The sequence below is a fragment of the Micromonospora sp. NPDC000442 genome, from assembly GCF_042898635.1.
In the GTDB taxonomy this organism is placed as follows: Bacteria; Actinomycetota; Actinomycetes; order Mycobacteriales; family Micromonosporaceae; genus Micromonospora.
Window position 1 is genome coordinate 524,903 of record NZ_JBIAYZ010000001.1, and the last position, 13,418, is coordinate 538,320.

Genomic DNA, 13,418 nt, shown 5'->3' on the forward strand with positions numbered 1-13,418 from the left:
CCGGTGGGTCAGGTCACGTGGACGGTCAAAAGTCCGGTGACCGCAGGATCACCCTACCCGCGTACGGTAGCGGGCGTCCGAGCCGGACCCGGGTACGCCGCACTCCGGGCCACTGACCCACGCCCAGCTCGTGCCGGAGGCGTCGGTGAACTGAAGGACCAGCGCCGGCAGCCCCTGGAAGCGGGCATAGTCGATGACCTCGAAGACCAGCGGTCCTCCGCTGTGCTCCGCACCGATCTCCGCGAGGCAGGCGCTCAACGCCGTCTGGTCGCCGAGCCGGGAAAGGTCGCCCGGGGCGGGGAGGCGCTCCTGGTTCTCCGCGCCGAGCCCCGGATCACCACCGCTGGAGAACTGCCTGACGCTCGGCGTCATGCGGGCCAGTGCCTCCGGCGTGTAGTCGGTGTCGCTGCGCTGAGGAGCGCCGACCACGCGGTACGGATCGCCGGTCGCCGCGGTGGCACGTTCGGGTGCTGATCGGGTGGCGGGCTGCCCGGCGGACTCCTGCGGGTACGCGTGCGGCACCACGGGACTGGCGGCCCGATCGTTCAGGGCGGTGTCGGTGGCGACGTCGTCCCCCCCGCCGGGCTGGAACAGCTGGAGCGCGCCCAGCCCGACCACGGCGGCGGCGGCGAGGGCAACCGGCCCGGCCACGCGGGCCCAGCGGCGACGTCGCCGACCCGGCCGCGACGACGAGGACCGATCCTGTCCCGGCCGCAGCGGCCCGCCGGGCCGACGGGGACCGCCAAGCGGCTGGGCTGGTACGAGCGTCACCTTCCCGCCGGCCGGCTCCGAGCCGGGGTGGTCGACAGCCGGATCCGGATCCCGGGTGGCCGCTGCGGCACGCTCCGGGTCCTCGGACGCCGCTGGGGTGGGCGTGACCTCGGCGGTGGGTGCGGCGGGCGGTTCCGCCGCGGCGAGAGCGGCGCTGATCCGGTCGGTGATCTCCGGCGGAAGCTCCAGTGTCGGCTCACCCCACTCGGCCAGCTCGGTGCGGACGCTGTCGACGGCCGGGGCCAGGAGAGCGTGGGCGCGGGTCCAGGTCGGGTCCTGCGCCACCAGCCGGGCGATCTCAGCGTGCTCGGGGGTGCCGTCCAGCGCGCCACCGAGGTAGTCGGCGAGCAGGTCGTGGTCGACCTCGCTGAACTCCCCGGTACTCACGCTTCCTCCTGCTGGTTGGCGGCCGGCCGGGACCGCCCCGACCCCGATCGGACGCCCGATCGTTCCTTCGGGTTCCCGCCGGTGACCTCCGGCACGTCCGGCCGGGAAACGGTCGCCGGCCCGGTGCCGGGTCGCAGGTGGCCGAGCGTGACCGCGAGCCGGGCACGGCCCCGCGCGCAGCGACTCTTGACCGTCCCCTCGGCGACCCCGAGGATCCGCGCGACCTCGGCTACCGGATAGCCCTGCACGTCCACCAGGACCAGGGCGGCCCGCTGCTCCAGCGGCAACGAGGCCAGGGCATCCCGGACGACCATCGCGGTGTCGTGGTCGGGTACCGGTGCGGCCGGCTCGACGCCGCCGGTGGCCGGACCGTCCTCCGGGCCGTGTATCCCGTCGGGCAACGGCACCGTCGGGTGGGCCCGCCGACGGCGGATCCGGTCGAGGCAGGCGTTGACCACGATCCGGTGCAACCAGGTGGTGACCGCCGAGTCACCCCGGAACCGGTCGGCCGCGCGATGGGCGGACAGCAGCGCGTCCTGGAGGGCGTCCGCGGCCTCCTCACGGTCGCCGAGCGTACGCAGGGCGACCGCCCAGAGCCGGTCCCGGTGCCGGCGGAACAGCTCGCCGAAGGCGTCCCGGTCACCGGTGACGTGGGCGCGCAGCAGATCGAGGTCGCTGACCGTGTCGTCCACGGGAGCGGCGCCCGTGTGGTTGCGTCCGGCGTCGCGTACCTCCATCACCCGACCCGGTGGCTGCCGCCGTGCTGGCGTCTCATGACCCCTGGACCGTGATTTCCTGCACCCCGACCTTGAAGCCGCCTCCGTTCGGCGGCAGCTCGGTGATCCAGAACAGCAGGTAGCGGTACTTCTGGTCGGCGTCGAAGCCGTCAAAGGTCATCGTGGTGCCGTCGTGTGCCTCGAAGGGCTGCCCGATCTTGTTCTTCAGGTACGACGTGAGGACCTCATCGTCGCCAGAACTGGACGACGGGGCGTCGATCGTGCCGGTGAGCAGCTCCGCCGAGGCACCCCGGTCGGAGAGGTTGACCTGTACCGACTTGACGGTCCGCTCGGTGCCGAGGTCGATCCAGACGCCCATGCCCCGCTTGAGGTTGCCGAAGTTGCTGCGGTTGTAGGTCTCCGTGGACCAGCCCTCGTCCTGGTCGCCGTCGAAGACCTTCTCGGCGTCGCGTACCTCGCTCCGGTTGTTGCTGTCCGGGTCGATGATCCGAGCATTGCTGATCTTGAGATTCCGAACCGCAGGCGCTGCCGGCTCCTCGCTCACCGGCGCGCTCGATGTCGGCGCCGCGACCGGGTTCGTCTGCGGGTCCCCGTCGTCGTCGCCGAGGGTGCTGATCCCGATGAGGAGCCCGATCAGGGCCACCGTCAGCAGCCCGGCGATCCCCAGGGCGACCTTGCGCCCGCCGGCCGCGGCCAACGGCGACGGCTCCTCGCCGGTCTCGCCGGCGAACCGCAGCGGGCCGCTGTTGTCGAGGTAGTCGTCGTCGGGCACGTCGAGCCGGGCCAGCTCCGCCGTCAGGACGTCCGACGGGGGTGGGGCGATCTCGGCGTCGAGCAGATCCATTGTCAGGTCGTCCAGGTAGGCCGGCACACCGGCCCGGACCTGACGGGGCGCCGCCACGGCTCCGTTGGCGTCGCGTACCGCATCGGGAATGGCTGCTCGACCGTGCCCGGCGGTGGCACCGCGCAGCGGCGCCTCGGCGTGCGGCCAGTAGCCGGTCATCGCGAAGTAGAGGATGCCGCCGACGGCGCGGACGTCGCTCTCCTGGCTGTCGTCACCGTCGGTGCGGGCGTCCGCGAGCACCACCCGGCCGTCATCGCTGATCATCACCGTGCCGGGGTGCACGTTGCCGTGCACCATGCCGGTGGCGTGCACGGCGGCCAGGGCGCTGGCGACGGAGTTACCGACGGCGGTCGCGCGAGCGGCGTCCAACGGCCCGCCCGCGACCAGGTCCCGCAGGGACTGACCGTCGACCCACTCGCGTACCACGTAGGCCCGCTCGGCCTCGTCGATGGCGTCGTACACGCCGACCAGGTTGGGGTGTACGACCCGGCTGGCGGCGACCGCGGCCTGAAGCATCTCGGTGGCGGACTCGCCGCCCGGGTAGCGCATGACGACCGCGACCGGCCGGCGCAGCACGACGTCGACCCCACGCCAGACCAGACGGCCCGCGCTGTCGTTGTTGATGTGCTCGACCAGTTCGTAACGTTCGGCGAGGATCTCACCGGCCGTCGGAGCACCGAAGGTCATGACCGGCGGAGTGGTCTCGTCCGCGTCCTGACCCTCGCCGACCTGGGTCACCCGTCCTCCCTCGGTGATCGTGTCGATCGATGGACCCGCGCTGCTGGGCATCTGCTTCCCGCTCCGCCTTCGTCTGGTACCGGCCGGCCGGTCGCAGCACGGTGCCGCGCGCCGGTGTCTGCCGTACCCGTCGAGTGCGACCTTACCCGGGATGGCCCGGTCCCCGACATGTCATCTTCCCGCCGTCCGGTGACGGCGTAGTCAGCAGTCGGCGGACTTGTCCTGTTACCACCGTTGTCGGCCACGTTGCCGGTACATTTACCAGCCAATCTAGAGGTTGACCACAACCGGCTCCGGCTGGGGCGGAACCGGTCGCATCGGCGGGTTCGGCAGCGCCGGATTTCCCGTCAATCGGCCGGGCATACTCGGCCGTCCGGTTGGTTATCCACAGGTCGATCCGCCAGTTGAGCGGCGGCGCGCGGAGTTATCCACAGGCGCATCCCCAGCCTGGTGATCCGCGGTCACTCTGGGTGTACGGCAGGGTGGGCAGGTTCAGCGGCCGAGCCGGCGGCGGACCATGCCGACCACCTCGGTGATCTCGGAGATCCGCAGCACGGTCGCCAGGCCGAGGTAGGTGCCACCGATGACCGCGCCACCGACCAGCAGCTGCGCGATCGCTTCCAACCGCGTCGGCGTGTCGTCGCCGGGCAGCAGGGCCACCACCAGTAGGCCGGCCAGGGCGGCGCCCAGCGCCGCGACGGCAACCCGGCCGAGGGTACGCAGGATCGCGCCCAGCCCGATGCGGCCGACCCGGGGGCGCAGCAGCCAGGCGGAGGCGATCGCCGCGGCCAGATACGAGATCGCGTTACCGATCATCATCCCCGCTCCGACGAAGCTCGCCGAGAAGATCGCGAACAGGCCGATCTGCACAGCGATCCGGAGCGCCACGACCGGAATGTTGATCAGGGCCGGGGTGCGGGTGTCCGGCAGTGCGTAAAAGGCGAAGGTGAACAACTGGCTGATCGCGAAGGGCACCAGCGCGAGCGCGGCGGCGAGCAGCACCAGGGAAGTCGCGGTGGCGTTGTCGGCGGTGAACGCGCCCCACCGGAACAGCGTGAACGCGATCGGGGTGGCCAGCACGGCGTAGCAGACGGCGATCGGGGCGAGTACGGCAGACACGGTCCGGGTGCCCCGGGACAGGTCGGCGGCGAGGTCGGCGTACCTGCCGTCGGCGGCGGCGGCGCTCATCCGAGGCATCAGCGCGGTGATGATCGACACCGCGATGATGCCGTGCGCGGTCATCAACAGCAGGAAGACGTTGTTGTAGATCAGCGGACCGGCGGCGTTCTCCTTGCCGGCGCGGTTCAGCAGGTTGAACAACACGATGAGGCCGAGCTGGCTGACCGCGACATAGCAGATCATCCAGGCGCCGAGCCGCCCCAGCTCGGCCAGACCGAGCTTGCGGAAGTCGAAGCGGAGCTTCCACCGGAACCCGACCCTGCGCAGCGCCGGCAACAGACCGGCGACCTGGACGGCCACGCCGACCAGGGTGCCGCCGCCGATGAGCAGGACCCGTCCGGTCGTCATGTCATCGGGCTCGACGATGTCGGCGCCGAAGATGGCGATGTAGAGAGCGGCGGTACCGATGACGACCAGGTTGTTCAGGATCGGTGCCCACATCGGCGCGGCGAAGTGGCCCCGGGTGTTGAGCACCGCGCTGATCAGCGCGCTCAGGCCGGAGAAGAAGATCATCGGCAGCATGAGCCGGGCCAGGCCAGTGACCAGTCCGGAGTAACCGGCAGCGGACTCGTTTGCGCCGTACAGCCAGGTCAGCGGCATGGCCAGAGCCACCGCGAGCACGGCGGCGGCACCCAGCGCGAGCACCGCCAGGGTCAGCAACCGCTGCGCGTACGCCTGACCGCCGTCGGCGTCCGCCTTTCGCCGACGCACCAGCACCGGGATCAGCACGCTGGTGAGGATGCCGCCGAGCAGGAACTCGTAGACCATCCCCGGCAGAATCTGGGCGGTGGTGTAGGCGTCTCCCACCAACGCACCACCGAGGGCGGCGCCGATGACCAGATTGCGTAGGAAGCCGGTACCCCGGCTGACCAGGCTGCCCAGGGCCATGATCGCGCTGTTGGCGGCGGCGCTGCCCTCCGCCACCTGCTCCTGCGGGGGGGCGGTCGACTCCATCGCGGGCTGGTTGAGCGGCTCGGCGGAGATGAACGTGGCACCGTCACCGGGCCGGCCGCCGGCCGCGCCGCCCTGCTGGGCGTTCGCGCTGCGGTAGAGCCCGCCGCTCATCTGTTGCCTCCAAGGGGTAAGCCGGAGCCGGCACCGGCCCACACGCCACAGACCTTAGTCAACCCCCGCCGGTTACCCGCGCCCGGCGGAGGAGATGCCGGTCAGGACCGATAGGCTGCGGATCCGATGTCCGAAGCCGCCGCATCCCACGCCACCGACCGCCGCGATCTCACCGCCGCGCAGCGCAACGCCGTCGCCGAACTGCTCCGGGTCTCCCCGGTGGCCGACGAGTTGGGCCGCCGGTTCGCCGCCGCCGGTCACGAACTGCACCTCGTGGGCGGTTCGGTACGCGACGCCCTGCTCGGCCGGCTCGGTGAGGATCTCGACTTCTGCACCGACGCACACCCCGACCAGACGCTTGACGTCGTGCGGGGCTGGGCCGAGGCGATCTGGGAGACCGGCCGCGAGTTCGGCACCATCGGCTGCCAGCGTGACGGCCTACGCCTGGAGATCACCACCTTCCGCGCCGAGTCGTACGACCAGGTCAGCCGGAACCCGGTGGTCGCCTACGGCACCAGCCTCGCCGAGGATCTGCGACGGCGGGACTTCACCGTCAACGCGATGGCGGTAAGTGTCCCCGAGCACCGGTTCACCGACCCGTACGGCGGCCTGGCCGACCTGGCCGCGAAGATCGTGCGTACCCCGGGTACGCCCGCCGAGTCGTTCGGCGACGACCCGCTGCGGATGCTGCGGGCCGCCCGCTTCGCCGCGCAGCTGCGCTTCGCGGTCCACCCGGACGTGCGGGCGGCGATGAGCAGGATGGCGACCGATCTGGACCGGATCACCGCCGAGCGGATCCGCGACGAGTTCACCAAGCTGCTCTGCGGCGCGGACCCGATCTCCGGTCTGCGGCTGCTTGTCGACACCGGCCTGGCCGAGCGTTTCCTGCCCGAGTTGACCGGGCTCAAGCTGGAGATCGACGAGCACGCCCAGCACAAGGACGTCTACGAGCACACCCTCACGGTGGTCCGCAACGCCGTCTCGTACGAGGAGGACGGACCGGACTTCATCCTGCGGATGGCCGCGCTGATGCACGACGTGGGCAAGCCGGCGACGAAGGCGATCGGCCCGGACGGGCGGGTCAGCTTCCACCACCACGAGGTGGTCGGCGCCCGGCTGACCAAGGTACGGATGAAGGCGCTGCGCTACCCCAAGGACGTCACCGCGAAGGTGACCGCATTGGTCGCACTGCACCTGCGCTTCTACGGGTACGGCCGGGGCGAGTGGACGGATTCGGCGGTGCGTCGGTACGTCACCGACGCCGGGGACCTGCTGCCCCGGCTGCACAAGCTGACCCGCTCGGACTGCACCACCCGCAACCGGCGGAAGGCGGCCCAGCTCGCCGCGGACTACGACGCGTTGGAGGAGCGGATCGCCCGGATCGCCGCCGAGGAGGACCTCGCCCGGGTCCGGCCCGACCTCGACGGAAACGCCATCATGGAGCTGCTGGGTGTGCCGCCCGGGCCGGTGGTGGGACGGGCCTGGAAGCACCTGAAGGACCTGCGGCTGGAGCGTGGGCCGTTGGATCGTGACACGGCCGAGGCGGAGCTGCTGCGCTGGGCCCGCGACGAAGGCATCCGCGACTGACCAGCTACGCGAATTGATCGCGCCGGGTGCGCCCGGCCGCACCCCGAGGTCCATCGTGGCCCGTCCCAAGGCGACGGCCGTACGTCGAAACGCTCACGTCTCGACCGAACGGTGGACGCGGTGCCAGCGAGGTTCGTCCATGATGTTGGCACGTCCATCAGCCCGCTGCTTCGCAGTCGGAGGCGGGACGATCCACTATCCGGCCGACCGCCCACCGGGCCTGGTCGACGACCGACGGGGGCACATCCAGTGAATCGCCGTGGCGCACTGCGCCGCTCGGCGGCGGCGGCGGGGCTCGCCCTCGCCACCGCCTCGTCCATCCTCACCGTCGTGACCGGCGGTGCCGCGATGGCCGCTCCGGCCGACCAGCCCCGCGCCGAGGTGCTCGGCACCAAGGGCGTCGGTGTCGTGCCGGACCGCTACATCGTCGTCCTCAAGGACCGGGGCGTGACCAAGAGCTCGGTTCGGGCCGCCGCCTCGGCGCTCACCGGCGCGAACGGTGGCACGGTCCGCCGGGTGTTCGGCAACGCCCTCAACGGTTACTCGGCCACCATGAGCCAGCGGCAGGCGGACAAGTTGGCCAGCCACCCCGACGTGGCCTACGTGGAGCAGGTCCGGCGGCTGTCGGCCAACAGCGGTTCGCAGAGCAGCCCGCCGTCCTGGGGCCTCGACCGCATCGATCAGGCCTCGCCGAAGTTGAACAGCACCTACAAGTACCCCAACACCGGTAGCTCGGTCACCGCGTACATCCTGGACACCGGGATCAACGTCGCCCACCAGGACTTCGGCGGCCGGGCCAGGCACGGTTACGACGCCATTGACTCCGACGAGGTCGCCCAGGACTGCAACAGCCACGGCACGCACGTCGCCGGGACCGTCGGCGGCACGAAGTACGGTGTCGCCAAGGGCGTCAAGCTCGTGGGCGTACGGGTGCTCGACTGCGACGGCTTCGGCACCACCGAGCAGGTCATCGCCGGCGTCGACTGGGTGACCGAGCACGCCCAGAAGCCGGCCGTGGCCAACATGAGCCTCGGTGACGTCGTGGCCGTCCCGTCCCTCGACGAGGCGGTGAACCGGTCCATCGCATCCGGTGTCACCTATTCGATCGCGGCCGGTAACAGCTGGATGGACGCCTGCAAGGCGTCGCCGGCCCGGGTACCGGAGGCGATCACGGTGGGCGCGACCGACCGGATCAACATGCGGGCGTGGTTCTCGAACTACGGCAAGTGCCTGGACGTCTTCGCTCCGGGCGTGAGCATCGTCTCGGCGCGCCACAACAGCAACACCAGCAGCGCGGTGTTCAGCGGTACCTCGATGGCCGCTCCGCACGTGGCAGGCGCCGCGGCGCTGCTGCTGAACACCAATCCGGGTTGGACGCCGAGGCAGGTCCGGGACCGGATCGTCACCACCGGCCTGGCCGGCGGGGTGTACGACACGAAGGGTTCTATCGACCGGCTGCTGACCGTCGGCTCGGTCACGCCGACCCGCTACTCGCACGGCTTCAAGGCCCGTTCCAACGGCAAGTTCGTCACCGCCGCCAGCAGCACCAAGCCGCTGGTGAACAACGGGACGAGCATGGGCACGGCGCAGCGATTCGACTTCGTCGACGCTGGCGGCGGCCTGGTCGCGCTGCGTTCCAGGGCCAACGGACGGTACGTGGTGGCGCCGAGCAACGGCACCAAGCCACTGATCGCCAGCCACAAGACGATCGTCACGTCGGCCAAGTACACAATCGTCAACCACACCGATGGCACGGTCAGCCTCAAGTCCAAGATCAATGGCAAGTACGTCACGGCGTCGACGTCCGGCAGCTCGTCGATGATGGCGAGCAGGACCTCCATCGGGACCAACGAGAAGTTCACCATCGACGCAGCGCCGCCGATCGTCAGCCTCAGGTCGAAGGCCAGCGGCAAGTACGTCGTGGCCGCCAGCAGCACGAAGCCGCTGGTCGCCAGCAGCACGACAGTCACCAAGGCGGCGAGGTTCGACGTCATCAACCAGGGTGACGGCTTCTTCGGTCTCCGGGCCCACGCCAACGGCAGGTACGTGACCGCGGCGAGCAAGGGCACCAAGCCGCTGGTCGCCAGCAGCACTTCGCGGGGTCTCTGGGAGACGTTCGACTTTGCCAACTACAACATCGACGGGACGATCTTCCTCAGGGCCAGCGACGGCCAGGCGGTCTCCGCCGGGTCGTCCGGCACCAGCCAACTGATCTCGAACAAGACCATCAAGTGGTCGTCCCCCGGTCTGGGGCTGGGCAACGGCGAGAGATTCACCGTCTCCACCGCCTGATCCGTCGCGACATGACCGGCGCCCGCCGGAGCTACCGAGCACTCGGACGCTCCGGCGGGCGTCGGCCTTTCCCGCCCCTGCTCACAGGTGGACAATGGCGAGATGCGTTGGACCGTGCTCGACTCACCGATCGGGGAATTCTCCGTGGCCACCGACGGGGACAGCGTCTGTGGGGCGCATTTCGGCCCGGTCGGTGACGGGACGACCGAGCCGGCCGACGAGACCTCCCGGCGGGCGGTGGCGGAGCTGCGCGCGTACTTCGCCGGGGAACTGACCGACTTCGGGGTGCCGGTGACCGTGCCGCGCGGCTCCGACTTCGAGCGGGCGGTGTGGCGGGAGATGACCCTCATTCCGTACGGCGAGACACTGACCTACGGTGAGGTGGCCCGGCGGGTCGGCGACCCCGGAGCGGCCCGAGCGGTCGGAGTGGCCTGCAACCGCAACCCCATCCCGGTGCTCGTGCCGTGTCACCGCATCATCGGGGCCGGCGGGAAGCTGGTCGGCTTCGGTGGTGGCCTGGACCGCAAGGTCAAACTACTGGAGCTGGAGGCCCGGGTGGCCCTGCAACGCGCCTGGTCCTGATCAGTCCGGAGCGGGCAGACAGCCACCGTCGGCGATCCGGGCGCCGATCTCCACCGTGATGTCGTCCGAGCGGACGTTGCCGAAGACGCACGCCCGGCCGGTCCACCCCGCGAAGATCAGCCCGCCGCCGGGGCCGAGATCGAGGCGTCCAGGCGGTCTGACGACCACGTCGGTGAGGCCGGTGGCGGTCACCGCCCGCCGCACGGCCTCCTCGTCGGGCTCGTCCCGGCCGTCAGCGGTCAGCAGATTCAGGCCCTTGAGCACCTCGGTGGCACAGGCCCGAGCGCCGGCAGCCGTCTCGGGTTCGAGCGTGCCGCGCTGCCGGAAGGCGTCGTTGGCGGCCTGCTGACGGCGGAGCATCTCCTCGCGTACCCGTTCGTCGGCCATCGAATGTCCGGTGCCGGACGGTATCGGTGCGGTCGACGCGCCGGACGGGACCGGGGCTTTCGTCACGCCCTCCGGCGGTGCGGCCGCGGCGGCGACACAGCGGGCCTCGGCCACCGATGGCAGGGGGTTGGGCGGCACGACGTCTTGGTCCGACTCGGCTGCCGGACGGCTGCCCGGGACAGCGCAGGCGAACAGGCTGGTGGTCAGCAGCGTGCCCGTGAGTGCGGTGGCGATTCGGCGACCCGACCCGCGGGCGGGCCTAGCGTCGGTGAACGGCACGCGATCAGCGTAACGTTCCACCATCGACGACGCGGCCCCGTGCGCCCGGCGGCGCTTGTGACGTCCACCCCCGTACCCGGTGCGGCTGGCCTGAGCGGAGACGGCGAGGGCCGGGTCCGCGCGGACCCGGCCCTCGCCGGTGCTGCTGCTGGTGGTCGGCGCGTCAGCGCTCGACCTCGCCGGCGATGAACGCCTCGACGGCGGCGTGCGCGTCGTGGTCGGCGTACTGCACCGGCGGGGACTTCATGAAGTACGACGAGGCCGACAGGATCGGGCCACCGATCTTCCGGTCCAGGGCGATCTTGGCGGCCCGGACGGCGTCGATGATGACACCGGCCGAGTTCGGCGAGTCCCACACCTCGAGCTTCAGCTCGGCGTTGAGCGGCGTGTCACCGAACGAGCGGCCCTCCAGGCGGATGTACGCCCACTTGCGGTCGTCCAGCCACGGCACGTGGTCGGACGGGCCGATGTGCACGTCGCTCTTGGCCATCTCGTGCGGCACCTGGGAGGTCACCGACTGGGTCTTCGAGATCTTCTTCGAGACCAGGCGGTTGCGCTCCAGCATGTTCATGAAGTCCATGTTGCCGCCGAAGTTGAGCTGGTACGTCCGCAGCAGCTCGACACCCCGGTCCTCGAAGAGCTTCGCCAGGGCGCGGTGCACGATGGTGGCGCCGACCTGGCTCTTGATGTCGTCGCCGACGATCGGCAGGCCCGCGTCGGTGAACTTCTGCGCCCACTCCGGGTCGGAGGCGATGAAGACCGGCAGGGCGTTGACGAACGCGCAGCCGGCGTCGATCGCGGCCTGGGCGTAGAACTTGTCGGCCTGCTCCGACCCGACCGGCAGGTACGAGACGACCACGTCGACCTGCGCGTCGCGCAGCGCCTTGGCCACGTCGACCGGCGTGGCGTCCGACTCCTCGACGATCTCGCGGTAGTACTGGCCGAGGCCGTCGAAGGTCGGGCCGCGCTGCACGGTGACGCCGGTCGGCGGCACGTCGCAGAGCTTGATGGTGTTGTTCTCGCTGGCGACGATCGCCTCCGCGAGGTCCATGCCCACCTTCTTGGCGTCGACATCGAACGCCGCGACGAACTGCACGTCAGAAACGTGGTAGTCGCCGAAGGTGACGTGCATGAGACCCGGGACGCGGTCGTTGGGGTCGGCATTCCGGTAGTACTCGACGCCCTGTACCAGGGACGAGGCGCAGTTACCCACACCGACGATGGCGACGCGGACGGAGCCCATCGCGTGTGCCTCCTTCTTCTCTGTCACGGCCGCTCTGTCCTGGTCTCACCAGGCGGAGGCGGGCTGTTGTCTTGTCGTGGGCCGCCGGCCGTCCCGTCGTGCGGGACCGTCGGGGCACGGCCGGAGCGCTCGTTGGCGATGAGCTCCTCCAGCCAGCGGACCTCACGCTCACAGGCCTCCAGGCCGTGGCGCTGCAGCTCCAGGGTGTACGCGTCGAGGCGCTCGGCCGCCCGGCCCAGCATGTCGCGAAGGCCCTCGCGACGTTCCTCGATCGTGCGGCGGCGACCTTCCAAAATTCGAAGTCGGGTCGCCTGGTCGGTTCGGGAAAAGAACGCGAAGTGCACACCGAAGCCGGTGTCGCCGTACGTCTCCGGCCCGGTCTGTGCGATGAGCTGGGCGAAGCGTTCCTTTCCTTCCGCGGTGATTTCGTAGACCACCCGACCTCGTCGGCTGGTCAGCGCGGGAACCTCCTCGGCGGTGGCGGGTGTCTCGTCGGCCTCGGTGATCCATCCCGCCGCCTGCAGCCGGCGCAGGGTCGGATAGAGCGAGCCGTAACTGATGGCGGCGCGAATCGCCCCGAGCTTGGCGGTGAGCTCCTTGCGCAGCTCGTAGCCGTGCATCGGGGCCTCCTGCAGCAGGCCGAGGATGGCGAGTTCGAGCACTGGCCACCCTCCCTTTACCCTGTGCGTGAAGCGCTAACCGCCACGATGTATCGGACCGATACATCGCACCGTAGCGTCTCGTTCCAGTCTGGGCAAACCCCCGTTCTGATGTCCTTCGGTCACGGATCGTCACGGTGGTCGCCTCGTCAGAAGAGACCGCGTACCCTTTCCCGCATGCGTACGCAGCGCCAGGTCGTCGACTACTCGCTCCGAAAGCGAGCGGCGCTGCGTGAGCTCCTCGCCGGCCGCGTCGGCACCTATGACCTGTGCGACGCGTCGCCCTACCTGAAGAACGCGGCTCGGTTCCACGGTGAGTCCACCGACGAGCGGTGCCCGATCTGCCGCAGCGAGAACCTGACCCTGGTCCACTACATTTACGGAGACGAACTCAAGCAGTCGGCCGGCCAAGCCCGTAATGTGGCTGAGCTGACCGTGCTGGCGATGACGCTGCGTGAGTTCCAGGTCTTCGTGGTGGAGGTGTGCCTCGGCTGTGACTGGAACCATCTCATCGAGCAGTACCTGCTCGGGCGGGACGGTCTGACCGGCGTCGCCGACGGCGACCCGGAGCACGGTGAGGCGAGCGGCATGACCGCGGACGGAACGGGTGTCCGGCGAAGGCGAGAGGCGCAACGGTGATACGAGCTCGATCGGCCGGCCCCGGTCGC

Annotated in this window: 11 protein-coding genes; 4 read left to right on the forward strand and 7 right to left on the reverse strand. The window is 70.4% G+C overall.

What is annotated here, in order from left to right; genetic code table 11:
- Positions 1 to 48: 48 nt before the first annotated feature.
- From ACFY2A_RS02540 to murJ, 4 genes are all read right to left on the reverse strand, one after another.
- Positions 49 to 1,158: a hypothetical protein gene (locus ACFY2A_RS02540; protein WP_387167396.1), complete on the reverse strand. Its 1,110-nt coding sequence runs from the start codon at positions 1,156 to 1,158 to the stop codon at positions 49 to 51.
- Positions 1,155 to 1,895 carry an RNA polymerase sigma factor SigM gene (gene sigM, locus ACFY2A_RS02545; RefSeq protein ID WP_387167400.1) on the reverse strand — a complete coding sequence of 247 codons (741 nt, stop codon included), beginning with the start codon at positions 1,893 to 1,895 and terminating at the stop codon, positions 1,155 to 1,157. Before sigM ends, ACFY2A_RS02540 begins: the two co-directional genes overlap by 4 nt.
- 34 nt (positions 1,896 to 1,929) lie before the next feature.
- Positions 1,930 to 3,528: a protein kinase family protein gene (locus ACFY2A_RS02550; RefSeq protein WP_387167403.1), complete on the reverse strand. Its 1,599-nt coding sequence runs from the start codon at positions 3,526 to 3,528 to the stop codon at positions 1,930 to 1,932.
- Positions 3,529 to 3,969: 441 nt separating this feature from the next.
- The gene (murJ, locus tag ACFY2A_RS02555; RefSeq protein WP_387167406.1) at positions 3,970 to 5,721 is read right to left on the reverse strand and encodes a murein biosynthesis integral membrane protein MurJ; all 1,752 of its coding nucleotides are present in this window, start codon (positions 5,719 to 5,721) and stop codon (positions 3,970 to 3,972) included.
- 126 nt (positions 5,722 to 5,847) lie between these two features.
- Between murJ and ACFY2A_RS02560 the strand changes: the two genes are divergently transcribed.
- The 3 genes from ACFY2A_RS02560 to ACFY2A_RS02570 all read left to right on the forward strand — a co-directional run bounded on the left by ACFY2A_RS02560 (position 5,848) and on the right by ACFY2A_RS02570 (position 10,182).
- Complete coding sequence (locus ACFY2A_RS02560; RefSeq protein WP_387167409.1) at positions 5,848 to 7,308, forward strand: CCA tRNA nucleotidyltransferase; 1,461 nt, start codon at positions 5,848 to 5,850, stop codon at positions 7,306 to 7,308.
- A gap of 249 nt (positions 7,309 to 7,557) precedes the next feature.
- Positions 7,558 to 9,600, forward strand: a complete 2,043-nt coding sequence (locus ACFY2A_RS02565) for a S8 family serine peptidase (protein WP_387167412.1) — start codon at positions 7,558 to 7,560, stop codon at positions 9,598 to 9,600.
- Positions 9,601 to 9,702: 102 nt separating this feature from the next.
- A complete protein-coding gene (locus tag ACFY2A_RS02570; RefSeq protein ID WP_363921027.1) occupies positions 9,703 to 10,182 on the forward strand; it encodes a methylated-DNA--[protein]-cysteine S-methyltransferase in 480 nt (159 codons plus the stop codon).
- On the opposite strand, the gene ACFY2A_RS02575 is transcribed toward ACFY2A_RS02570, so the two are convergent.
- The 3 genes from ACFY2A_RS02575 to ACFY2A_RS02585 all read right to left on the reverse strand — a co-directional run bounded on the left by ACFY2A_RS02575 (position 10,183) and on the right by ACFY2A_RS02585 (position 12,753).
- Positions 10,183 to 10,848 carry a hypothetical protein gene (locus ACFY2A_RS02575; protein ID WP_387167415.1) on the reverse strand — a complete coding sequence of 222 codons (666 nt, stop codon included), beginning with the start codon at positions 10,846 to 10,848 and terminating at the stop codon, positions 10,183 to 10,185.
- 163 nt (positions 10,849 to 11,011) lie between these two features.
- Positions 11,012 to 12,091, reverse strand: coding sequence for an inositol-3-phosphate synthase (locus ACFY2A_RS02580; protein WP_093409473.1), 1,080 nt, complete (start codon positions 12,089 to 12,091; stop codon positions 11,012 to 11,014).
- Positions 12,092 to 12,114: 23 nt separating this feature from the next.
- The gene (locus ACFY2A_RS02585) at positions 12,115 to 12,753 is read right to left on the reverse strand and encodes a PadR family transcriptional regulator (RefSeq protein ID WP_093409356.1); all 639 of its coding nucleotides are present in this window, start codon (positions 12,751 to 12,753) and stop codon (positions 12,115 to 12,117) included.
- 174 nt (positions 12,754 to 12,927) lie between these two features.
- Between ACFY2A_RS02585 and ACFY2A_RS02590 the strand changes: the two genes are divergently transcribed.
- Positions 12,928 to 13,389, forward strand: coding sequence for a DUF5318 domain-containing protein (locus ACFY2A_RS02590; protein ID WP_363921023.1), 462 nt, complete (start codon positions 12,928 to 12,930; stop codon positions 13,387 to 13,389).
- The last annotated feature ends 29 nt before the right edge of the window (positions 13,390 to 13,418 follow it).